At 68.3% G+C, this 23,988-nt stretch carries 11 protein-coding genes; all 11 read left to right on the top strand.

The genetic code is table 11. The annotated features are described in order from the left end of the window. The first annotated feature begins 7 nt into the window (after positions 1 to 7). The 11 genes from AC5P5S_RS11055 to AC5P5S_RS11005 all read left to right on the top strand — a co-directional run bounded on the left by AC5P5S_RS11055 (position 8) and on the right by AC5P5S_RS11005 (position 23,612). Positions 8 to 559: a hypothetical protein gene (locus AC5P5S_RS11055; RefSeq protein WP_005413650.1), complete on the top strand. Its 552-nt coding sequence runs from the start codon at positions 8 to 10 to the stop codon at positions 557 to 559. A gap of 120 nt (positions 560 to 679) precedes the next feature. Further along, positions 680 to 1,264: a hypothetical protein gene (locus AC5P5S_RS11050; protein WP_062606532.1), complete on the top strand. Its 585-nt coding sequence runs from the start codon at positions 680 to 682 to the stop codon at positions 1,262 to 1,264. Between the two features lie 57 nt (positions 1,265 to 1,321). Then, positions 1,322 to 1,759, top strand: a complete 438-nt coding sequence (gene gspG / locus AC5P5S_RS11045; RefSeq protein ID WP_005409890.1) for a type II secretion system major pseudopilin GspG — start codon at positions 1,322 to 1,324, stop codon at positions 1,757 to 1,759. Between the two features lie 9 nt (positions 1,760 to 1,768). Further along, entirely contained in the window at positions 1,769 to 2,674 is a 906-nt protein-coding gene (gspK, locus tag AC5P5S_RS11040; protein ID WP_062606530.1) for a type II secretion system minor pseudopilin GspK, read from the top strand. Next, complete coding sequence (gene gspL / locus AC5P5S_RS11035; protein WP_062606527.1) at positions 2,671 to 3,834, top strand: type II secretion system protein GspL; 1,164 nt, start codon at positions 2,671 to 2,673, stop codon at positions 3,832 to 3,834. Before gspK ends, gspL begins: the two co-directional genes overlap by 4 nt. Then, the gene (locus AC5P5S_RS11030) at positions 3,831 to 4,358 is read left to right on the top strand and encodes a type II secretion system protein M (protein ID WP_062606526.1); all 528 of its coding nucleotides are present in this window, start codon (positions 3,831 to 3,833) and stop codon (positions 4,356 to 4,358) included. The genes gspL and AC5P5S_RS11030 overlap by 4 nt, the downstream gene beginning before the upstream one ends. Continuing rightward, entirely contained in the window at positions 4,355 to 6,736 is a 2,382-nt protein-coding gene (gene gspD, locus AC5P5S_RS11025) for a type II secretion system secretin GspD (protein ID WP_062606523.1), read from the top strand. The genes AC5P5S_RS11030 and gspD overlap by 4 nt, the downstream gene beginning before the upstream one ends. Further along, positions 6,733 to 8,166: a type II secretion system ATPase GspE gene (gene gspE, locus AC5P5S_RS11020; protein WP_081113752.1), complete on the top strand. Its 1,434-nt coding sequence runs from the start codon at positions 6,733 to 6,735 to the stop codon at positions 8,164 to 8,166. The genes gspD and gspE overlap by 4 nt, the downstream gene beginning before the upstream one ends. Positions 8,167 to 8,173: 7 nt before the next feature. Continuing rightward, on the top strand, positions 8,174 to 9,373 hold the full coding sequence (gene gspF / locus AC5P5S_RS11015) for a type II secretion system inner membrane protein GspF (protein ID WP_062606522.1): 1,200 nt from the start codon (positions 8,174 to 8,176) through the stop codon (positions 9,371 to 9,373). A 480-nt stretch (positions 9,374 to 9,853) separates the two neighbouring features. Next, positions 9,854 to 11,029, top strand: a complete 1,176-nt coding sequence (locus tag AC5P5S_RS11010) for a substrate-binding domain-containing protein (protein WP_005409883.1) — start codon at positions 9,854 to 9,856, stop codon at positions 11,027 to 11,029. 199 nt (positions 11,030 to 11,228) lie between these two features. After that, entirely contained in the window at positions 11,229 to 23,612 is a 12,384-nt protein-coding gene (locus AC5P5S_RS11005; protein ID WP_231336839.1) for a filamentous hemagglutinin family protein, read from the top strand. Positions 23,613 to 23,988 lie beyond the last annotated feature (376 nt).

Genomic DNA, 23,988 nt, shown 5'->3' with positions numbered 1-23,988 from the left:
GCCAAGGATGCGCAACGAGACCATCGGTGTGCTGGATCTGCGTCGCAATCTGTCGGCGCTGCTGGAAACCACGCAGCGACGGCCATTGATGGTGCATCGCTATGGCTCACCTTGGGTGTGCGTGGTGTCCGATGCACAGTGGCAGCAACAGGCGGTGCTGCTGGACTTTGATCCGCAGTCGCACCCGCTGGCGATGCTGCTGCGCCTGCAGCAGCAGTCGCTTCCGCTGCCTGAAGCCGGTGCGTTGCCGCCCGCGGCGGTTGCACGCGCACTGCTGTTGATGGACATGCATGGCATTGAGGATCTCGCACAGCTGCACGACCAGGTGCTTCACCATCGCCTCTGGCATTGGTTCGTAGCAGGCACCCATGGTGTGATGGACGGTTGGCAGCTGCCGGCGCTGCGCGTTGCGATGGCGTCATGGTTCGATGACGTGGACATGTCCAATGCGCTGGCAACATTCGCCGCGCGCAGCGACGTGGCGATACTGGCGCGCCGTTGTGGAGGCGAAGCGCCGCGGCTGGAACGCGAAGCCTGCAGGCAGATGACGCTGCGATGACGTTGTCGATGAAGCGCCACGCAGTGCACAGAGCTGCATGCGCGCTGTCGCTTCACCTGCCTTGCTGACGTCTTCTCCAGAGTACGACGCACCGCGCGTCGTGGAGCACGGGCGGCGCCGATGGCAGACAGTCGCAGGATCAGCATGCTGGAGCTGGATCGTCACCTGAGCCAGTCACTGGAGCAGGCACGGCATGCACCATTGAACGTGCAGCGCTATGGGCGCTCGTGGGTCTGGGTGCTGTCCAGCGACGCCTGGGCGGATGCGGCGCGCTGGGCGGCACTGGATGGTAGTGCGCACCCACTGGCGGCGCTGCGAAAAGCCCTCGACCTGCGGCTGCGGCCCTGGCCCGAGGCGGCGATGAGCCCGCTACCGCTTGATGCAGGCGATGCGCGGCTGCTGCAGCGCGCGGCTCTGCTGGTGGTCGTGCGCGATCTGAACAGTGCCCAGCGCGTGTACGACGACCTGCGCTATCACCAGGCCTATCGGATGTTCATCGGCCTCGATCATGGAACGGCATGGTCGCCGATGCAGTGCGTGCGCCTGCTGCAGGCCTGCGCGCACCCGTTGCTGCGCGGCTGCATCGACGATGCGCTGGCCAGCGTGCCGCAGCACCTGTTCGAGTCCGCATGTGCCCCGGCTGCACGTATTGCGCCTGCACTGGGACACGCGCAGCGGATTTCCAGCGGATGTTTATCGTACTGACACATGCACCGCTGACCATGGCGCAGCGGTCTCTTCCAGGATGACGAGGGCGGAACAATGGCAAGGCAGGTTCGTGGTCGCAGGGCTCGGCAGCAGGGTTTCAGCCTGATCGAGATCATGGTGGTGGTGGTGATCATCGGCATCCTCGCCGCATTGATCGTGCCGCGGTTGATGGACCGCCCCGACCAGGCGCGCGTAGTGGCCGCGCGCCAGGACATCGCTGCATTGATGCAGGCGTTGAAACTGTTCAAGCTGGACAACGGGCGCTATCCCAGTGCCGAGCAGGGGCTGCAGGCGCTGGTGAAGCCACCGCAGGGTGGTGGCGCGATGCCGGTCACGCCCTATCTGGATCGCCTGCCCAATGATCCATGGGGCCATCCGTACCAGTACCAGATTCCCGGAACCCATGGCGACATCGATGTGTTCTCGCTGGGCGCGGACAGCAAGCCCGGTGGCGACGCCGGGAACGCGGACATCGGCTCCTGGCAGCTGTGAGGCAGGCCGATGTCAGCCCGGATGCGTTCTGTTTCGAGTGTCCGCCAACGTGGCATGGCGGTGATCGTCGCCCTGATGGTGGTGGCGCTGGTGGCGGTGATTGCCACGGCACTGCTGACCCGGCAGTCGGCCCAGCTGCGTGCGCTGCGTGGCGACCAGCTGCGCGCACAGGTACGCATGGCGGTGGACGCAACGCTGGAGCGTGCGGCGCAACAGCTGCGTGAGGATGTAAAGGAACAGCTGACCACGGTGCGCAGCGGGCGCTGGGCGCGCCCATTGGAGCTGCAGGCGCCGTTGCCGGTGCAGCTGCAGCTGGTCGATGCGCAGTCGATGTTCAACCTGCGCAACCTTCTTGCGCATGGCAGGCCGGACCCCGAGGCGCGGCGCGCGTTCATCGCGTTGTGTGCCGGGCAGGGGCTGGGCCAGGGCGCCTGCGCATCCGCCGCCGACCACATCCAGGCGCGCCTGCGCGATGGCGACATGCAGGCGCAGGCGCCGCTGCCGCGCGAATCACTGATCGAACAAGCGCTACCTGGTGCCGATCCGGTGGCGTTGCAGGCGCTGGCGCGGCGCACCGTGGTGTTGCCGGCGCAGACCCTGGTCAACGCCAACACCAGCGACCTGCGCGTTCTGCAGGCGGTGACGCCCGTGGTCGAGCCGGCACGGCTGCAGGCGCTGCTCGGTGAGCGCGATGCTGGCCATTGGCTGCTCAATCGCGGCGACATCGCCAACCGACTCCAACTGAGCAACGAACAGATGGCCGTGCTTCCCCTGGGTATCCATAGCGAATGGTTCCTGGCCGTCGGCCAGGTGCAGGCTGACGGCAGTGCGGTCGATTTTCGCGCGCTGTTGTGGCGCGAATACCGCGACGATGGGGTGCGTGTGCAACGGGTGTGGACGAGGATCGGCGCATGAACGTGCAGCTTCGGGTGCGCCTGCCGGCGCTGGAGCGCCTGCACGCGGACAGCGCGGTGGACTGGGCGCAACTGCACAAGGGCGATGTACTTGCTCACGGTCGCGACACGCTGGCGGCGCTTGGCCTGCGGCATCCGCAGGCTGCGGTGCATGCCTGCCTCGATCCGAACGACCTGATCCTGCTGGAGCTGCAGCTGCCGCCATTGTCCGGGCGCCGCCTGCAGTCGGCGCTGCAGGGTGAGGTGGAGGCGATGCTGCTGGATGACCTGCAGGAGGTGGCGCTGGCCCACGGTGCGCAGGCAGCAGACGGCACGGTTCCGGTGGCCTGGCTTGGCCAGCAGGCCATCGCGCAGGTGCAGCAGCTGCTGGCCTCGTGTGCGCTGCAGCTGCAGGCGCTGTATCCGACGCCACTGCTGCTGCCCTGGCAGGACGGCCATGCCACGCTGCAGGTCAGCGGCGAGCACCTGCTGGTACGCAGCGGGCGCGATCGGGGTTTCGTTCAATGGCATGGCGGACGTGACGCCTGTGCGGTGATGCAGGCGCTGGCCGTGCGCCTGCAACAGGCCGGCGTGCAGGCCGTGCAGTGGATCGATAGTGTGCCGCCGACGTGGCCGGACAGCCTGCCGGCCACCGCAGTCACGCATGAACGGCAGACCTCTGGCCCCTTGCCAGGCTGGTCATTGCCGCTGCTCGGCGCAGGCCGGCAAGCACCACGACTGGCGATCGGCCTGGCACTGGCAGCAGTGCTGCTGGCTGCACTCGGCCTGCAGCTGCAGGTCTCGCGTTGGCGGATCGAGGGCGAGGCCCTGCAACAGGACATGGCGCGCCAGTTCAGCGCGCGCTTCCCGGAGATCACCGATGTGGTGGACCCGGTGTTGCAGGCAAGGCGAGCACTTGCGGTGCCGCTGCCGGCGCCGCCGTTGCCGGCGCTGCAGCGTCAGGTTGCCAGCACGCTGCAGGCTGTTCCGGAGCTGGCCGGGCAAGTGCGCAGCCTGCATTACCAACCCGGGCAGCTGGACATGGAGCTGGATGCCGATGCCCAGGCATTGGCCGACGATCCGCAGCGGCTTGAGCACTGGCAGCAAGCAGTTCAGGCACAGGGCCTGCAGCTGGCGCGCGAAGCCGGTGGACACCTGCGAGTGAGCGGAGCTGGGCAGTGACGACCCGCACCCTACGGCTGGGCGAGGGGCTGGTGGGCCTGCAGCAGCGCTGGCAACGCCTGCCACCGCGCGACCGGCTGATGCTGTGGGTGATGGTGGTGGCGCTGCTGGTGGCGGGCCTGTGGTCATTGTGGCTGGAGCCACTGCTGAAGCAGCGCACGTATTGGCAGGCCGAGCTGCCGCGGCTGCAGGCGCAGTCCCGCGCACTGGCACCGCTGCTGCGCGCCCGTGAGCGCCAGCAGCTGGCGCAGGGCCAGCACCCGACACTGGCCGGGCTGCGCGATGGCATCAAGACCGCCGGCCTTGCCGCCGGCCTGCATATCGAAGCGCGCGGCGGGCGCTGGCACCTGCAGGTGCAGGCGGTGCCCGCGGATGCGCTATGGAACTGGCTGCTGCCGCTACTGGCCGACCCGGCCATCGAGCTGCGTCAGCTGCAACTGACACGCACAGGGGATGCGAACATGCCGGCGGCACGGATTTCCGGAAACATCGTGATGGTGGCCACCGCGGGTGCCCATCCATGAGGGCGATGCGCAGCCTTGCCTGCAGTACCGCACTGGCCCTGATCGTGTGCATGGCCCACGCACCGGCGCTGGTACTGGCGCAGGACACCCGTGATGAGCCGGTGCAGTTGAACCTGGTCGACACCGATATCGGTGGCGTACTGCGCATGGCAGCGCGCTTCACCGGGCGCCAGTTCCTGGTCGATCCACGGGTGACCGGCAAGATGACAGTGGTTTCCGATGGCCCGGTCAGCCGTACCCAGGCCTACCAGTTGCTGCTGGGCGCACTGCGCATGCGCGGCTTCGCCGTGGTCGAGAACGGCGGCGTCAGCCGGGTGGTGCCGCAGGCCGATGCCAAGCTGCTCGGTGGCCGCGTTGGCAGTGGCGGTGCGGGGGGTGAGATCGCCACGCGCACGTTCGCGCTGCGCTACGAGAACGCGGCCGCGCTGGTGGCGGTGCTGCGGCCGATGATCAGCCCGGACAATCCGATCACTGCCAATCCGGGCAACAACACGCTGGTGATCACCGACTATGCCGACAACCTGGAGCGCATCGCGCGGGTGATCGCCAGCGTGGATACACCGGCCGGCATGGACACCGATGTGGTGAAGCTGCAGCAGGGCATTGCCGTTGACGTCGCGGCGATGGTCGCGCCGCTGCTGGATGCGCAGGGCGCCGAGCCCACCCAGAAGGTAGTGGTGATGGCCGACCCGCGCAGCAACAGCGTGCTGCTGCGGTCGAGCAGTCCCGGGCGCACCCGCCTGGCTAGGCAGCTGGTGGAGAAGCTGGACCGTGCCCAGGATGAATCCGGCAACCTGCATGTGGTCTACCTGCGCAATGCCCAGGCCAACCAGCTCGCGGGTGTGCTGCGTGGCGTGGTGGCCGGGCAGAGCGATGCACCGGCGATGGGCAGCAACGAAGGCATCACACCACTGCCCGGCGACGCCAGCCACTCCACCCCCGCGCAGCCGTCGCAGCCGCAGCAGGCCAAGCCCGGAGGCAATGCGCTGGAATCGCAGCGCCTGGATCCGAGCCGCCGTGACCCGATCGATGCAGGAAGCACCGGCTTCAGCCAGAACGGCATCTCGGTACAGGCGGACGTGGCCACCAACACGCTGCTGATCTCCGCCCCCGAGCCGGTGTACCGCAACCTGCGCCGGGTGATCGACCAGCTCGACCAGCGCCGTGCACAGGTGCTGGTGGAAAGCCTGATCGTGGAGGTCAACCAGACCGACGCGGCCGAACTGGGCGTGCAGTGGATGCTGGGCAATGGCCGCACCTTCGGCGGCACCCACTTCGGCGGCACCACCGGTGGCAGCGGGTTGAACACCAACGCACGCACCACCCTGGACGTGCTGCCCAAGGATGGCCTGAAGATCGGTGTGATCGACGGCACCATCAACCTGCCCGGCGTCGGCCAGATCCTCAACATGAAGGCGTTGGCCAACGCGCTGCAGAGCAAGGGCGGTGCCAACATCCTGTCCACGCCGAACCTGATGACGCTGGACAACGAAGCGGCCAGCATCATGGTCGGCCAGACCGTGCCGTTCGTCAGTGGCCGCTACGTGACCGACGGCGGCGGCGGCAGCAACAACCCGTTCCAGACCATCGTGCGCGAGGACGTCGGCCTGAAGCTGCGGGTGCGCCCGCAGATCTCCGAGGGCGGCACGGTGAAGCTGGACATCTACCAGGAAGTCAGCAGCATCGACGCGCAGAGCGCGAACAGCACGGCCGGCATCATCACCAACAAGCGCGCCCTGGATACCAGCGTGCTGCTGGACGATGGCCAGATCATGGTGCTGGGTGGCCTGCTGGAAGACAGCGTCAGCCATGGCCGTGATGCGGTGCCGGGGCTGGGAAAGATCCCGGTCCTGGGCGCCTTGTTCCGCAGCGACACGCGCAAGCGCGCCAAGACCAACCTGATGGTGTTCCTGCGCCCGCACGTGGTGCGTGACCCGGCCGCCGGCCAGCGCCTGACCCGCGACCGCTACGACTACATGCGCAACGCGCAGGCGGGCGCGCAGCCGGCACAGAGCTGGGCCTTGCCGGCGCTGTCGGCACCGCAGCTGCCACCGCAGGACCTGTCTGTCCTCGGCCAGGGCAATGCACGCGATGACCAGGGCCAGCCGCTGCAGAACAGCAGCCTGGCGGCGCTGTACCCGTCCGGTGACGGCGATGCGCAGCTGGTGCAGTTCGCGCAGGGGCTGGACCCGGCGCGTGCCAGCCAGGGCGTGGCGCAGGTGCGTGCACTGGGCCTGCAGGCCTATGCCGAAGCGACGCCCGGCGAGAGCGGGCAACGCCTGCGCGTGCGATTGCCGCGCGATCCGGCGACGCTGGACCCTGCGCTGCAGCAGCTGCGCGGGCTGGGCTACACGCCGGAACTGGTGATCGGGCCGTGAGCGCTTCCGCGCCGCTGCCGTACGCCTGGGTGCGCAGCCATGGCGTGATGCTGTCCGAAGTTGGCGGCGAGCCCGTGTTGCTGGGCACCGCCGACACCGCAGCGTGGGCTGTGGCCGAGCTGCGCCGCCGGCATGGCCCGCTGCCGTTCCAGGCGCTGGACGCTGCGACGTGGCAACAGCGGTTGGGTGAGCAGTACCGTGACGGCGGCGATGCCGCTGCCGTGGTGGGTGCCGCCGAAAGCGAAGTCGATCTGGACCGGCTGATGCAGGACATGCCGGAGGTCACCGATCTGCTGGATGCTCAGGACGATGCGCCGGTGATCCGCATGATCAACGCGCTGCTGGCACAGGCCGCACGCGATGGCGCCAGCGATCTGCATATCGAACCGTTCGAGACCCATTCGGTTGTGCGCTACCGCGTGGACGGCACGCTGCGCGACATGGTGCAGCCACGGCGCGCACTGCATGCGGCGCTGGTATCACGCATCAAGATCATGGCGCACCTGGACATTGCCGAGAAGCGCCTGCCGCAGGACGGGCGCATCGCCATCCGCGTGGGCGGGCGGCCGCTGGATATCCGTGTCTCCACGGTGCCGACCGGTCATGGCGAGCGTGCTGTGCTGCGCCTGCTGGAAAAGGATGCCGGTCGCCTGCAGCTGCAGCGCCTCGGCATGGCCGATGACACGCTGGCCACGTTCACCGGGTTGATCCGTCAGCCGCACGGCATCGTGCTGGTCACCGGGCCGACCGGCAGCGGCAAGACCACGTCGCTGTACGCCGCACTGGGCCAGCTCGACAGCAGCACCAGCAACATCCTCACTGTGGAAGACCCGGTGGAGTACGACTTCGCCGGCATCGGCCAGATCCAGGTCAACGCGCGCATCGGCATGAGCTTTGGCACCGCGCTGCGTGCGATCCTGCGCCAGGATCCGGACACCATCATGATCGGTGAGATCCGCGACCTGGAGACCGCGCAGATTGCGGTGCAGTCGTCGCTGACCGGGCATGGCGTGCTGGCCTCGCTGCACACCAACGATGCGATCTCGGCGGTGACCCGCCTGGCTGACATGGGCGTGGAGCCCTTCCTGCTGGCCTCGTCGCTGCGCGGCGTGCTGGCGCAGCGGTTGGTGCGGCGGCTGTGCACGCAGTGCCGTCGTGCCGAGGTGGACGGCGAGGGTCGCACCGTATGGCGCGCGGTGGGCTGCGCGGCCTGCGCCAACAGCGGCTATCGGGGGCGAACCGGCATCCATGAACTGTTCGTGGTCGACGACCGCGTGCGCGCACTGATCCATGAAGGGCAGGGCGAGTCTGCGCTGCGCGAGGCGGCCCGGCGGGCCGGCATGCGGACCCTGCGGCAGGACGGCCAGCGCTGGGTCGACAGCGGGGTGACCACGCTGGAAGAGATCCTGCGCGTCACCGGCGACGATTGAGGCCTGCATGGCACTGTTCGACTACCAGGCTGCCAACGCGCAGGGCCGCATCGAGAAGGGCCAGTTGGATGCCGACAGCCCGCGCGGTGCTCGCCAGCTGCTGCGCGGGCGCGGGCTGACCCCTGTGCAGGTAAGCGCCGCGCGCAGTGCCGGCGGTGGCTGGGGCGCTCGCCGGTTGTCAGCCAGCGAGCTGGCCTGGGCTACGCGCCAGCTGGCCAGCCTGTTGGCGGCCAGCCTGCCGCTGGAAGGCGCATTGAGTGCGGTGATCGAGCAGGCAGAACGCCCGCACGTGGCCCAGGCGCTCACCGCAGTACGTGCCGACGTGCGTGCCGGTCAGCGCTTGACCGTGGCGCTGGCAGCGCGGCCACGCGATTTTCCGCCGATCTATCGGGCGCTGGTGGGAGCAGGCGAAGACTCCGGCGATCTGGCACGGGTGATGGAGCGCCTGGCCGACTACATCGAAGAACGCAACGCGCTGCAGGCCAAGGTACTGACCGCCTTCATCTACCCAGCGGCGATCAGCCTGGTATCGGTGGCGATCGTGATCTTCCTGCTCAGCTACGTGGTGCCGCAGGTGGTGACCGCGTTCGTGCAGGCGCGGCAGACGCTGCCGATGCTCACGCAGATGATGCTGGGCGCCAGCGCGTTCGTGCGCAGCTGGGGCGTGTGGGCAGGGCTCGGCATCGCTGCGCTGGTGGTGGCCTGGCGGTTGGCCCAGCGCAGGCCCGAGCTGCGCCTGCGCTGGGACGCGATGCTCATGCGGGTGCCGATGGTCGGGCGATTCGTGCTGGGTGTGAACAGTGCGCGCTTCGCCTCGACACTGGCGATCCTGCTGGATGCCGGCGTGCCGCTGCTGCGTGCACTGGAGGCGGCGCGGCAGACCCTGGGCAATGCGCTGCTGGCGCGCTGTGCCGACGATGTGTCCGCGCGCGTGCGCGAAGGTGCCGCGCTGGGTGCTGCGTTGAAGGTACAGAAGGTGTATCCGCCGATCCTGGTGCATCTGGTGGCCAGTGGCGAGAAGACCGGTTCGCTGGCGCCGCTGCTGGATCGCGCCGCGCAGACCATCTCGCGCGAGATCGAGCGTCGCGCGATGGCACTGACTGCGTTGCTGGAGCCGACCATGATCCTGGTGATGGGCGGCGTGGTGCTGACGATCGTGTTGGCGGTGCTGATGCCGATCATGGAAATGAACCAGTTGGTGCAGTGATGCGCAACGCGCATCACAGGTAGAGTCGACTGTTAGTCGACCAGCGCGGAGATCGAGTGCATTCAGATCGTTTCCGCGTGCGAAAAGCAGTCGACTAACAGTCGACTCTACCCAGCCGATCCCATCGGGTCGATCCCATCAGGTCGATTCAATTCAGTCGATTCAATTCAGTCGATTCAATTCAGTCGATTCAATTCAGTCGATTCAATTCAGTCGATTCAATTCAGTCGATTCAATTCAGTCGATTCAATTCAGTTGATCGGGCGGCGTCGTCGGAATGTGGCATGGGTCGATTCTCCACACAATCCTCCACACCTTTTTTCGATCTTCCACAGGTTTCTTAAGCGGCGTGTCATCGGCGCGGACCAGCATGGACACGTCGCCGCAGAGTGGGCTGGGAGGCCCTCGGCGGCAGCAGGCGTGTAGTGACCGTTCCTCCCTTGGCGTTTCCCTTCGCAGTAAACCCTTCAGGAGAAGATCATGATCAAGTACAAGACCCTGGCCGCGCTGGTTGCCACCGCGCTGCTCGCTACCGTTGGCGCCGCCTCCGCGCAGACCGTTACCGGCGGCGGCGCTTCGCTGCCGGCCGACCTCTACAAGGGTTCGTCCGACAGCATCCTGCCAGCGAACTTCACCTACGCCGTGACCGGTTCGGGCACCGGCAAGAAGGCCTTCCTGGAAAACAACTCGCTGCTGTTCTCGACCACCGGCACCGTGCACTTCGCCGGCAGCGATTCGGTGCTGAGCAGCACCGAGCTGAGCACCTACACCACCAACTTCAACCAGCCGACCAACGCCAACCGCTACGGCGCGCTGATCCAGGTGCCGTCGGTGGCCACGTCGGTCACCATTCCGTTCAACAAGGCCGGTTCGGCGGTGGACCTGAGCGTGGCGCAGATCTGCGGCGTGTTCTCGGGTGCGATCAGCGACTGGTCGACCATCGATGCCAACCGCAGCGGCCCGATCCAGGTGGTGTACCGCCCGGAAAGCAGCGGCACCAGCGAAATGTTCAGCCGCTTCCTGACTGCGGCCTGTGCGGCTGAGAACGCTGGTACCTCGAACCTGGTGGGTGGCAAGTTCGCCATCAAGTCGACCTTCGCCGACCTGTACAAGCGCGATGCCAACGGCAACCTGCCGGCGTTCCTGGTGGCCGCGCCGGCCACCGGTGGCACCTCGCTGTACAACGCTGTCTACGCTGCTGAAGGCCGTATCGGTTACGTTGGCCCGGACGTGATCCCGAGCGTGACCGACGCGACCAAGGTCGCCAAGGTCAAGGGCTTCTCGCCGGATCAGGTGAGTGTGCAGGCGACCCTGGACACCGTCGCTCCGCCGACCGGTACCGCTGCCGAGGACCCCGCCAACTGGGTGCCGGTGTTCGGCAACCCGTCGGCCGGCTATCCGATCGCCGGCTACACCAACCTGGTGATCGGCCAGTGCTACAAGGATTCGAGCGTCGCCACCAGCCTGCGCGGCTTCCTGGCCCGCCACTATCCGGCGACCTACACCGTCGCGTATGAGAAGTCGATCACCGACCACGGCTTCATCCCGCTGACCAAGGCCTGGCGCGATGCGATCCGCAACCGTTTCGTGCTGGCCAGCAGCACTGCCGGCCTGAACAATCCCAGCACCTGCGCCGGCATCGGTCGTCCGCTGTAATCCGCAGCACGGGTTGAATCCTGCTTGACCCGACGCCGGCCCCTGGGCCGGCGTCGCCATTTCCGCGACGGTGCGGCCGCCGCAGTGTTTCGCTGTCGGCTTCGTGTCACGTGAACCGTCTATCAGTGGCAGGGCATGCGTTGCGCGTGCCTCCCCGATCGTCGCCGCAGCCGCGGCCCACCAGGTTGATGAGGTTCCGATGTCGCACCCGCTCCCGTCCGCTGTTCATCCGGCCGCGCCGATGCGCCGCAATCATCCGATGGCGTGGGCCATCGCGGTCGCCTTGGGCAGCATGGTGGCCCCGGTCAGCCAGGCGCAGCAGGCGTTCAGCCCGGGCTGGTTCGCCGAGCGGGGCGCGGCCCAGGGCAGCGCGGCACAGAGCGGCCGGATGCCCAACGGGGTGCCGATCCAGTTCCAGTTGCCGGCCCAGCAGCAGGATGCAGCACGGCAGAAGCTGCAGCAGTCGATCGACAACCTCGGTACGGCTGCGCAGGCGATTGCCCTGCAGCAGCGCCTGCAGGAACAGGCGCGGCAGGCGCGCCGCGAGGCTGGCTTCATCGTTGCTGATGGCCTGGGTAAGGATGGCCTGAGCGTCGACCAGAACCCGCTGACCCGCGGCTGGCTCAATGCGCGCGACGCGATCCAGTCGCAGGGCAGCGACGGGCGGGTGCAGGTTACGGTCGAGCAGACCGCGGACAAGGCGATCCTGAACTGGGAGACGTTCAATATCGGCGGCAACACCACGCTGAACTTCCTGCAGAACCCTGACTGGGCAGTCCTGAACCGCGTCAATGATCCGCAGGCGCGGCCCAGCCATATCCTGGGCCAGCTGAAGGCCAATGGCACGGTGTTCGTGGCCAACCGCAACGGGGTGGTGTTCGGCAACAACAGCCAGGTCAATGTACGCAATCTGCTGGCGGCTGCAGCACGGATCAGCGATGCGCAGTTCCGTGACAACGGCCTGTACAGCCCCGACGCCAGCAGCAGCGCGCTCAGCGATGCATTTGGCAAGGTGATGGTGGAGCAGGGTGCCCGCATCGCGACCCATGAGCCGACCAGCGCGACGCGCGGCGGTGGCTACGTGCTGCTGGCCGGGCACAGCGTGGAGAATGCTGGCCATATCGAGGCGCGCAAGGGCCAGGTGCAACTCGCTGCCGGTGACAGTTTCGTGATCCGGCGCGGCGTGGGTACGGCGACCAATACCAGCTCCACCACCCGCGGCAATGAAATCGCGCCGCGCTTCGTCGCTGGCAGCACGGCGGGCAGCGTGCGCAACACCGGTCTGCTACGCGCCCGCGAGGGTGACGTGACCCTGGCCGGGCGCAACGTCGAGCAGGCCGGTGTGGCCGTGGCCAGCACCACGCTGGCGCAGCGCGGCACCGTGCATCTTCTGGCTTCGACCAGTGATGCCGGCAGCAGCGTCACGCTTGCCGATGGAGCCACCACGGCGGTGCTGGTCGAGGACGATGGCAAGGCCACGGTGCTGGATACGCAGCGCAACAGCCTCATCAAGGAGTCGGCAGAGCAGGACGCGATCCGCGCCGGCGCGCGCTCGGCAACCTTCGACAATCTGTCCCAGCACAATGATCGCCGGGACCAGTCGCGGGTGGAGATCGTCTCGGGTGGCAACATCCATTTCAGTGCGGATTCGCTGACGGTTGCCACGGGCGGCCAGATCATCGCCGACGCGGCAGCCCGCAGCTACGTAGACGACGCGGCACGCGTGGATGTTTCCGGCGCAGTGGGCGTACAGGTGTCGATGGAAAGCAACAATGTCCAGGTCAAGGTGCAGGGCAACGAACTGCGCGATGCCCTGGACAACCGCGACAGCGGCAAGCTGACCAGCAGCGAGGTCTGGGTCGACCGCCGCAGGCTGGTCCACGTTCCGGCCGGTACCGGGGGCTACGCGGGTGAGCGCTGGTACGCGGCGGGTGGCCTGCTGGAAGTGGGCGGCTACCTTGACAATCAGGGGCACTCGATCGGCGAATGGGCCGCGCAGGGAGGCACCGTCCTGCTGGGCGGCAGGGAAGTGATCACGCATGGCGGCTCACGCATCAACCTTGCCGGTGGCAGCCTGGATGTGCAGAGCGGCGTGATCCGGCAGAGCTGGGTGCGCGGCGTCGATGGCCAGGTCTACCGCCTTGATGACGCGCCGGCGGAGATGCTCTTCGATGGCCTGTACAGCGGCCATGAAGTAAAGCAGGAGCGCTGGGGCATCACCGAGACCTTCCGTGATCCGATTGTATTCGCGGCGCAGCGTGTCGATAACGGATACACGGTCGGCCGCGATGCAGGACGCCTGATCATCTCCGCACCGACCGCGGTGCTGGATGGAAAGGTTGAGACGGCTACCTTCCAGGGCGCGCAGCAGAACCGCAGGCCGGATACCGCGCTGGAGGGTTATGCGCAGGCGCAGACGGCGGTCGCGCGCAATGCGCAGCTGTACCTGGGGCGCTACGACGGCCAGGGCCGCAGCGGTGTGTTCGGCTCGGATGTGCGCCTGGATGACAAGGCTCGGACGAAGGCCGCGTGGTCGCTGCTGGCCCCGGTCAACGAAGTGCGGCGTGGCACCGTGTGGCTGGATATCGCAGAGCTGAGTGCCCAGCAGTGGGGACGGATCGACCTGGCGACCGCTGATCGCATCCGCATCGACGGCAGCCTTCGGCTTCAGGCAGGCGGACAGCTCAACCTGACCGGCAGCGAGGTGGAACTGGCAGGCGACATCGGCATCGCCGGCGGCCAGCTGTCGGCGGGCAACCTGCTGGATGTGCAGGGCCGGCCGACGGCGCTGCTGCATGATGGCCGCGCGCGCACCGCCATCGCCGACGGCACGCGGATCGATCTCTCCGGTGAATGGAGCAATGCGTCACTGGCGACGCCGCGCGACGCGAGCGGTGCCTGGACGGATGGCGGCCGCCTGAGCCTGGGCAATAGTCATGACGTGGCCGTGGGCGCCGACTCAACGGTTGACGTCGAGGCCGGTGCTGCGCTGGACCTGCGCGGCAAGGCCCATATCGGCAAAGGCGGCAGCGTCAGCCTGCAGGCGAACAGCAGTACGGTGACGACCGACGGCAGTGGCCGGGTGCAACTGGGCGACGGAAGCCGGTTCAGTGGTCGAGGACAGGGGGGTGGTTCCTTCTCGCTGGGGACCGGTGGCCAGGTGCGGCTGGGCGATGCGGACCTGGCGGGCACATCGCTGCGACTGGACCCCGGCCTGTTCGGCAGTGGCTTCGCGCAGTACGACATCAATGGCCACCAGGGTGTGGAGGTGGCCGATGGCGCGCGGCTGGTCGCTGCCCTGCCAGGCCTGCGCCTGACCCAGGACGCGCGGATGGCGACCGACCGGGCGTCCGCACTGGCAGCGTGGGACGCGCCACTGTACAGCGCTGATCCGTCGAGCGGGCGCGTCAGCCAGCGCGCGGGTGCGAGCATCAGCCTGCGTTCGGAGCGCAACAGCGTGGGCGGTGACCTTCGGGTTGGCAAGGATGCACTGGTGGCGGTCGATCCAGGGCAGACGATCTCGCTGCTCGGTGCAGGCAACATCGATGTTGAAGGCACGCTGCGCGCGAAGGGCGGCCGCATCCTGATCGACGATGTGCGCCCGGAGAACGCGCTGTACGCCGGGCAGCGCACCGAACGCACCTGGCGTTTCGCCGAAGGCGCGCTGCTGGATGCCGATGCAGACGCGATGTCGCTGCCCGATTCCAGCGGCCGCCTGCGCGGGCAGGTGCGCGCAGGTGGGCGCATCGAGATTGGCGGGGCGCTGGACTGGGAGACCACCGCATTCGTCGACAACCGACCACCGGAAGCCTTCGTGGTGGTCGAACGCGGTGCGCGCCTGCAGGCGCGGGGCGCGTCGGCCGAACTGGACATCGATGGCCAGGGCCGCGTGCGCGTGGACAGCGACGGCGGGCAGATCGTGCTGCGTTCGGCCAACGCGCTGTACCTGGACGGCGGGATGGACGCGGCCGCCGGTGGTGCCGGCGCACGCGGGGGCACGCTTGGCCTGGCCTTTGGCGGGAGCATCCATGCACGTGGCGCCAGCGACGAGGTACTGCGAGCGCGTGCGATCAGCCTCAGCCAGCACAGCGCACCGGCGCAGCCACTGCCGGCCACATTGGAATATGGCCACGCCGCGTTGTCGGTCGAGCAGCTGCAGGCCGGCGGTTTCGACAACCTGTCCGTGTTCGGTGACATCCGCGCGGTCGGCGACGTCGACCTGCGCCTGGCCCAGAGCCTGCGCATCCACGGCCAGGGCACTTCGAGCCTGGGCATGGCCGTGGATGCCGGGCTATCGTCTGGGCTGCGACTGAGTGCGCCCTACGTTCGCCTGGCGCAGGCACGCTGGCGCCAGATGCCGGGCGAGAACCTGCAGGGCACCGCCGCGGTCGCTTCGTCCGGGCCGGAAGATCACGCGCTGGCGGTGCAGGCCGAGCTGATCGACATCCGCGACGTCACCTGGCTGCCGGGTTTCAAGCATGTGGCGCTGGAAAGCCGCAGTGACGTGCGCCTGACCAACGGCATTGCCAGCAGTGGCAACACCAGCGCGTTGATGACGGCTGGTTCGATGGACGTGACCGCTGCGCGCCTGTACCCCACCACAGGCGCGATCGGCACGCTGGTGGCCGGCGCGTCGGCGCAGACCGTGCAGACCGCTGATTACTGGACCGATCCGGATGCCGTGCTGCGCATCCACGGCACCGGTGCGGACACGAAGCCGGCGCCGGAATCGGCGCTGGGTACGCTTCGCCTGGTGGCCGCCACGGTGCAGCAGGGCGGCAACGTACAGGCGCCGATGGGCACGCTGCAGCTGGGTGGCCTTATCCAGAACGGAACCGTCGGCAGCCGGGTGGAACTGCTGCCAGGCAGCGTCACCTCGACCAGTGGCGCCGGCTTGTCGCTGCCCTATGGTGGCACCGTCGATGGTGTCGACTGGCGGGTCGGTACGCGCAGCCTGGGTTCGCTGACGCCGGCCGGCATCTCCTCGATGGGGGTGACCCTGAAGGCGAATGAGATCGAGGTGGCGCCGGGGGCCCTGCTGGACATGTCCGGCGGTGGTGAGTTGACCGGTGCCGCCTTTGTGTCAGGACGCGGTGGCTCTGTCGACGTGCTGCGAACGGCGTTGGCCGACGCCAATCCGCGCTATGGATTCAGTGCGTCGGGCAACCCGGTGTATGCGATCGTGCCGGGACGCGCCGGGACATTTGCCCCCAGCGGCGAGGAAGGATTCGCCGCACCGGCCGTGGGCCAGCAGATCACCGTGCCGGCGGGCGTGCCCGGCCTGGCAGCAGGCACCTACACGCTGATGCCGGCAAGCTATGCGCTGCAGCCCGGTGCATTCCGGGTTGAGCTGGGCGCCACCGGCACCTCGGGCATCGCGCAACCCATCGCGACCGGTACCGGCACCTGGCGTGTGTCCGGGCAGCAGCGCACGGCGCTGGGCACGGCAATCTCGCCGTTGCTCACCGACATCCTGCTGACCCCCGCCGCAGTAGTACGCCGGCACTCGGGCTACAACGAAACCTCCTACAACAGCTTCGCGCAATCGGTGGCCGACCGCCGCGGCGAGTCGCGTGGCTGGCAGACCATCGATGCGCTCGGGTTGACCCTTGCGTTGGGCGAAGGCGCAGGTCGTGCAGACACGCCTGCCATCCGCTTCGCCGGCACCGCGCGGTTCGGCGCCGCCACCGACAATGGGCGAGGCGGCACGCTGACAGCCACGTTGGCCAGCCCGGCGGTCGGTTCACTGGAGATCGTCGACGGCGGTGCGCAATCGCAGGCGCGTGATCGCGGTGCCACCTTCAGCGACGACGCGCTCAATGCCTTCCTGCCGGCGCGGATGATGATCGGCGGGCAGTTCAACCAGGAGGCCTCGCAGGTGGCGGTGACCGGCCAGGCGCGCAGCGTGGCGATCCGTTCCGGCGTCACCTTGAACGCACCGGAAGTGCTGGTGGCAGCGGCCTCCGGTGGCAGCGGCGTGCTGGTCGAGGCCGGTGCGACCCTCGATACACTGTCGTTCGCATCCGCCAACGCGAATGCCAGCGCGACCGTGCCTTACCAGGTCTCCGGCGGCCTGCTGGCGGTGTCCAACCAGCGCCTGAACCTGATCACCGGCACCACCGGGGTGGAGGCCGGTCCAGTGGCGATCGACATCGGGGGGTGCCAGACGGCGTGCGACGGCCAGACCCGGCTGGTTTCCGATGGCAGCATCGCGGTAGCGACCGATGGCGCGCTGCAGATGCGCGACTCGGCCAGCTATGGCACCCGTCAGCTCGGCCTGAGCATGGCGGCGCTGAACCTCGGCAGTGCCGAAGCGATCGCCCTGGCCGCTGCGGCAGGGGCGCTGCCCAGTGGCATGACCATGAACCAGTCCGTGCTGCAGCAACTGCTGCGCGGCAATGATGCCACCGGCGCGCCGGCGCTGGACACGCTCAGCCTGGTCGCGCGGGACTCTGTCAACGTGTTCGGCAGCGTCGACCTGGACGCGCGCGACAGTGCCACCGGCCGCAGTGGCCTGCAGACGCTCGTGCTTGGTGCGCAGGCCATCCGCGGCTACGGTGCTGCGACTGACCGGGCGCGCATCCTGGTGGACACGCTGGTCTGGGACGGCTCATTGGCGGCGAGCCAAGCGCCGGGCAGTGACGCGTCGGTGCCGCCGGCCGATCCGATGGTGGACCGGCTCGGCGCCGGGCAGCTGGACATCTTTACCCGCCAGCTGCAGCTGGGGCGGGCGCCATTAAGCCGTCCCAGTTCTGAAGTACCTGCGAACCGGCAGGTGCTCGGATTCAGTGCGCTGAACCTGAGTGCTTCGGAGCAGCTGTCGTTCTCCGCGCAGGGCACGCTGGACGTGTTCCAGCAGCGCGGCGACTGTCTGGCCGACAAGGGCTGGCAGTACAGCGGTGGCAGCCTGGGTATCGATACACCGCTGTTGACGGCCGATCCCGCCGCGCGGCTGCGCGTGCGCACCGGCGGCGACTTCCGCCTGCAGGGGGGCACCGGCAAGGCGGGTGGCGATGCACTGGGCAGTGAGCTGAGCATCGACGCCAACCGGATCACGCTGGACAGCACGATCGCGCTGGCGTCCGGACGGCTGTCGGCGAACGCACGCCAGGGCATCACGCTTGGCAGCCGGGCCGCGTTGGATCTGGCCGGACGCAAGGTCTCGCTGTACGACGTGGACAAGTTCAGCTGGGGCGGCGATGTCCTGCTGTCCAGCGACACGGGTGACATCCGCGCCGATGCGGCCTCCCGCATCGATGTTTCCGCCCGCAACAACCGCGGCGGACGCCTGACGGTCACCGCAATGGCCGGCCGAGCCGATCTGGCCGGTGTTCTGCAGGGTGCCGCCACTGGTCGCTACGATGCCGGTGGCACGCTGGTGCCCTACGACGGTGGCGAACTGGTGGTGCGGGCACGCCAGCTGCAGGACTTCGCCGGCCTCAACCAGCGATTGACCGCCGGCGGCGTCGTCGGCGGTCGCAGCTTCCAGATCGGTGAGGGCGATCTGCGGATCGGCGACGAAGTGAAGGCGCGCCGGGTCGATATCAGCGTCGATGCGGGCAGCCTGACCGTGGCCGGCCGCATCGATGCCAGCGGCGAGCAGGTCGGCAGCATCCGCCTGTACGCCCGCGATCAGTTGCAGGTGGACGGCACGCTGGACGCGCACGGTACCGGCCTGCGCGTGGACAGCCATGGCAAGATCATCGACAGTCCAAACCGGGCCACCATCACGCTGGGCAGCGCCGAAGGTGCCGTCGGCCTGGGCAGCGCGGCGCAGCTGGACCTGCGTGCGGGCAGCGATGTTACCGTCGGTGGACGTCCTGGCCAGAACGATGGCACCCCGCGCGGCACGCTGAAGATCGATGTGCCGCGGCTGGGCAGCAACGACGCGGCGATTGCCGCGGCCACCGGCCTGCGCATCGATGGCGCGGCCGACATCCAGCTCAATGGTGTTCGCCGCTACGACGATGCGCCCCTGGCAGCCACCGCTGACGTGCGCGGCAACCGCGCGCAGCTGGTCACCCAGCAGTGGCTGGACCAGGTGGTCGATCCGCACAGCGTGGCCTGGATCGATGCTGCGCTGGACAACGCGGATCTGCAGCAGCGCACGCGGGCGCTGGGCGATGTCCGCCTTCGTCCCGGCGTGCAGGTGCTGGCGCGGCGCAGCGACGCCAACCCGGACGGCGACCTGACCATTGCCGGCGACATCGATCTGTCCGGCTACCGCTACGGGCCCGAAGCCAACCGCGGCGATCCATCGCGGCGTGGCTTCGGCGAATCGGCCTCGCTGGTGCTGCGGGCCGAAGGCAACATCAACGTCTACGGCAGCATCAACGATGGGTTCGCACCGCCGCCGTCCACGCCGGATGAGGGTGGCTGGCAGCTGTATGAGGGTCGCAATGGCAGCGCGGGGCAAACCCCCTTTGGCGGCGGCCTGGTGGTGCCGGTGGACGGAGTGAAGCTGCAGCCCGGCACCGAGTTCCAGGCCGGCACCCGCCTGAACTATGACGTGCCGGTCGAATCGGTAACGCTTCCGGTCGGTACCGTGCTGCCCGCGCCGATGGTGATCTCGCAGAACCTGCGCCTGCCAGCGGGCACGGTGCTGGGTGCGGCGGTGACCACCGACTCCGGGCAGACGCTGGCGGCGGGCACCGTGCTGCAGGAGCCGCTGGTGTTGGCGGCCGGTGCGCGCCTGGGGGCCGGCTTCCGCCTGCGCAGTGCCGTACAGATGGCGGCACAGGAATGGCCCGCCGGCGCGACGCTGCCGGTTGCGTTGCGCCTGGCACGGGAAGTCGAGCTCAAGGTGGGCGCGTACATCCCATCGTTGACCAAGGTGGAGTTGCCCGGCAACGGGCCGGTGAATCTGCGGCCGGCCGATGCCGGCGGCAACCAGGGGCGCAACTGGGCGCTGGCGCCGATGCTGGCCGAGGGCACCACCTCCTGGGACCTGACCGTTGTTGCCGGTGCCGATACCGGGGCAGCCGACCCACGCAGCCGGCGCTGGGGCAGTGAAGGCAGCGTGGTGCTGGCCGACACCCACCAGGGCTCGATCGGTACGGTCAAGACCGAAATCATCTGGGTGGGTGATCGTGCGTTGACTGAGCGGGCATCGCTGGACTGGATCGGCGACACCTCCTATGCAGGCCGTCCGATCGCGGAGCTGGCCGACATGTTCGGCTTCACCGAAGACGAGTTCTGCGCGATGTCGGCCGACTACTGCGGCCCGGCCCCCCGCCAGGTGGCCGCGCAGGGCTCGCTGGATTACTGGGGCGACGAGTCCTACGTAGGCACCCCTGCGAAGGACTTCGCCGCGATGTTTGGCATGACCGAAGACGAGTTCTGCAGCACCGCGCCCACCTACTGCGCCGGCGGCGGCACGCAGACCGAAGTGACCACTTACGGCAAGCGCGCGGGCACGCCGGCGTGGAGCGTGCTGCGCACCGGCAAGGGTGACCTGGAACTGCTCGCTGCCGGTGATGTCGTGATGAAGTCCGGCTTCGGTGTGTACACGGCGGGCACTCCCACCACGCTGGGCGAGGGCCGCGACGCTGCCTTCAATTCGCCCCGTGCAGCAGCCCCCAGGAACACCGCACTGCTGGGGCCGAACCTGGTGCCGGGCAGCTATGATGCTGCGTTGGCCGGCTACCGGGCCTGGTATCCCGATCATGGTGGCAACCTGCGCGTCGAAGCCGGGCGCGATATCGTCGGTGACGTCTGGACCGCGCGCGCAGAGTCGGGCACCAGCGAGCGCGACTGGGCGCTGTACTCCAGTGCCGCGGTCGGCAATTGGCTGTGGCGGCAGGGAACCGGCAGCACCACCGGCGTGGAGCCGGTGCCGACCAGCTGGTGGGTGAACTTTGGCGCCTACACCAACGTGTCCGCTGCTGCTGGCGCCTCTCCGCGGATGGTCGGCTTCACCGGTTTCGGCACATTGGGCGGCGGCAACCTGACGCTGGAGGCCGGGCGTGACGCCGGCGTGCGCGATGCGATAGGTGACGCGCTGGATTCGACGATCGCACCGCGCTCGGGAGCGATCATCGCGGCGGTGGGATCGACCGGCCGGGTCAGCGATGGCCAGCTGCACCTGACCGGCGGCGGCGACCTGCAACTGCGTATCGGTGGCGCACTGAATCCGAATCTGCGGGCGACGTTCTCCAGCCTCAATGCCTCCAGGGCGGGACAGAATCTCGACCTCAACGGTACCTTCAGCAATCTGCGTGGCAGCCTGCAGCTGGATGCGGGACGCATCGGTGCAATGGGCGTCACCCTGGAAAGCTACGCGACGCTGGGCCAGCTGCGTGCGGCCGATCTGTTCGCCGCCGACGCCGCTCGCCCGATGGGCGGGCCGGTGCTGGTGCTGGGCGATGCGGTCGCGCAGCTGCAGGCGCGGGGCGATGTGGTGCTCGGCGGCGTCGCCGATGCCGGCCGGGTTCCGCTGGCCAACTACAGCGCGGTGCTGCTGGATGATGGCGCGCGCGCTGCAGGCAGTACGTGGTTCTCGCTGTGGACCGCCAACACGGCCGTGGATCTGTTCAGTGCCGGTGGTGACCTCGCGCCAGGCCTCGCCGGGCCGGAAAACGTGACGGGCAGCAATCTGTGGCGCGAGCAGGTCCAGCTTGTTGTGCGTGGCGGTGATGATCTGCTGAATTACTGGCTCTATCCTTCGCGCTTCAGCGCGATTGCTGCGCAGGGTGACATCAAGCTGGACCGGATCAGCACCACGCCGGGGACGCAGGATGTGATCCTGCTGGCACCCTCGGCGACAGGACGGTTGGACGTCCTGGCCGGTGGCGGCATCTTCGCCCAGCCTGGCGCGACCCAGATCGCGCGCTCGGCCAGTGACGCGCGCCTGCCGGGACCCTTCGACCCGGCATTCATGGCCGAGCAGGGGGATTCCGCAGGCAATGTGGCCCGCACGCGGCACAACCTGTCGGTCGACGGCAACATTGCATCGCCGGACGCGTCGCTTCCGCTGTTTGCGTTCGGTCCGAATACTCCGCTGTCCTCCGTGTCTGCGGCCCTGGCGCCGAGCCGTTTCTACGCGGTGCAGGGCGACATTATCGGCCTGGCCACCGGCGCCCGGCGCACGCTGAATCCCAACGCGGGGCAGCGCACGCAGTTGAACTGGTTCGAGGCCGCCGGCGCCGTGCAACTGCGGGCAGGCGGGGACATCCTCGGGGTGTCGATGACCGCGTTGAACACCGCGCCCACCGACATCACGGTGGCGGCGGCAGGCCGCGACATCGTGCATCTGAACGCGACCATCGCTGGCCCCGGCAACACCGAGATCAGTGCCGGCCGCCAGCTGCGCCAGGAGGATGCGGGCAGCATCGTCAGCCTCGGTGGCATCGTGCAGGGCGACACCCGTCCCGGCAACAGCATCGCGCTGACGGCCGGCAACCAGCAGATCGACTTCGCGGCCCTGCGTGCCCGTTATCTGGACCCAGTCAACCTTGCCGATCCCGCGCAATCGCTTTCATCGCAGCCGGGCAAGGCAGTCAAGGTCTACAACCAAGAGCTGAAGCAGTGGCTGCAGCAACGCTTCGGCATGGCCGCCGATGGCGACGCGGCGCTGGCTGCGTTCGATGCGTTGCCGCAGGAACAGCAGCGCATCTTCCTGCGCCAGGTCTACTACGCCGAGCTGCGCGAAGGTGGAAGGGAATATACCGATGCAGAAGGGCCCCGCTTCGGCTCCTACCTGCGTGGGCGCGAAGCCATCGCCACGCTGATGCCGGACAGGAATGCGGCCGGTGCGACGATCGACCGTACCGGCGACATCGTGATGTACGGTGGCTCCGGCGTGCGTACCGAGGCGGGCGGCAACATCGAGCTGATGGCACCGGGTGGGCAGATCGTGATCGGTGTGCAGGGCGTGGTGCCACCTGCCAGCGCCGGCCTTGTCACCCAGGGGCAGGGCGATATCCGCCTGTTCAGCCAGGACAGCGTGCTGCTGGGCCTGTCGCGGGTGATGACCACGTTCGGCGGCGACATCCTGGCGTGGTCGGAGCAGGGTGACATCAATGCCGGTCGCGGTTCGCAGACGACGCTGCTGTACACGCCACCGCGTCGCGTCTATGACGGCTGGGGCAATGTGATCCTGTCGCCGCAGGCTCCCGCCAGTGGCGCCGGCATCGCGACCTTGAACCCCATCGCCGAAGTACGACCGGGCGACGTCGACCTGATCGCACCGCTTGGCACCATCGACGCGGGCGAGGCCGGTATCCGCGTCTCGGGCAACATCAACCTGGCGGCGCTGCAGGTGCTCAATGCCGCCAACATCCAGGTACAGGGCGAGAGCAAGGGCCTGCCGGTGCTGGCATCGGTGAACGTCAATGCGCTGGCCTCGGCCAGTGCGGCAGCCAACAGCGCCAGCCAGGCGGCACAGGATGTGATGCGCAAGAGCCAGGACGAGGCACGGCGCAACCAGCCGTCGGTGATCAGCGTGCAGATCCTCGGCTTCGGCAGTGGCACCAGCGCCATCAATCCGCCGGCGCGTGGCAACACTGCCAACAGCGGCTATGACGCCAACAGTGCCTTCCAGTTCCCGCAGGCAAGTCGCGACGAGGGCACGCAGCGCCGGTAGGTGCCGTCCTTGGTCGGCACACGTTGCTGCCCACCAAGGTCGGCAGTAGATCCACGCCATGCGTGGATGCGACCGGGCCGAAAGAACGAACAGCATCGGGCCAGCCGCCACGGAACGGCAGCGGCCCCAGCCAGGACGGCACCGAAGGCAGGGAGCGGCCATCAGCGGTGAGGACCACCGACACGGCGCCGCCGGGTGCAGGAGAGCACCCGGCGGCAGGCTCGGCAGTAGATCCGCGCCATGCGTGGATGGCTGGGCCAGCCTCAGTGCCGACCAACGGTCGGCACCCACCAAAGCAGGCCGGGCAGTAGAAGCCGCTCGGCAGTAGATCCACGCCATGCGTGGATGGCTGGGCCAGCCTCAGTGCCGACCAACG

The organism is Stenotrophomonas sp. YJH_SMC_54, from assembly GCF_059368435.1.
The sequence above is the reverse complement of the archived record's forward strand: the minus strand, read 5'-3'. Positions and strand labels throughout refer to the sequence as shown.

What these genes read in the sequence shown, in the direction of transcription:
- gspD (WP_062606523.1), top strand. Translation starts at nt 4,355, where the DNA reads ATGAGGGCGATGCGCAGCCTTGCCTGCAGTACCGCACTGGCCCTGATC.
- AC5P5S_RS11005 (WP_231336839.1), top strand. Translation starts at nt 11,229, where the DNA reads ATGTCGCACCCGCTCCCGTCCGCTGTTCATCCGGCCGCGCCGATGCGC.
- gspL (WP_062606527.1), top strand. Translation starts at nt 2,671, where the DNA reads ATGAACGTGCAGCTTCGGGTGCGCCTGCCGGCGCTGGAGCGCCTGCAC.
- AC5P5S_RS11050 (WP_062606532.1), top strand. Translation starts at nt 680, where the DNA reads ATGGCAGACAGTCGCAGGATCAGCATGCTGGAGCTGGATCGTCACCTG.
- AC5P5S_RS11010 (WP_005409883.1), top strand. Translation starts at nt 9,854, where the DNA reads ATGATCAAGTACAAGACCCTGGCCGCGCTGGTTGCCACCGCGCTGCTC.
- gspF (WP_062606522.1), top strand. Translation starts at nt 8,174, where the DNA reads ATGGCACTGTTCGACTACCAGGCTGCCAACGCGCAGGGCCGCATCGAG.
- gspG (WP_005409890.1), top strand. Translation starts at nt 1,322, where the DNA reads ATGGCAAGGCAGGTTCGTGGTCGCAGGGCTCGGCAGCAGGGTTTCAGC.
- gspK (WP_062606530.1), top strand. Translation starts at nt 1,769, where the DNA reads ATGTCAGCCCGGATGCGTTCTGTTTCGAGTGTCCGCCAACGTGGCATG.
- AC5P5S_RS11055 (WP_005413650.1), top strand. Translation starts at nt 8, where the DNA reads ATGCGCAACGAGACCATCGGTGTGCTGGATCTGCGTCGCAATCTGTCG.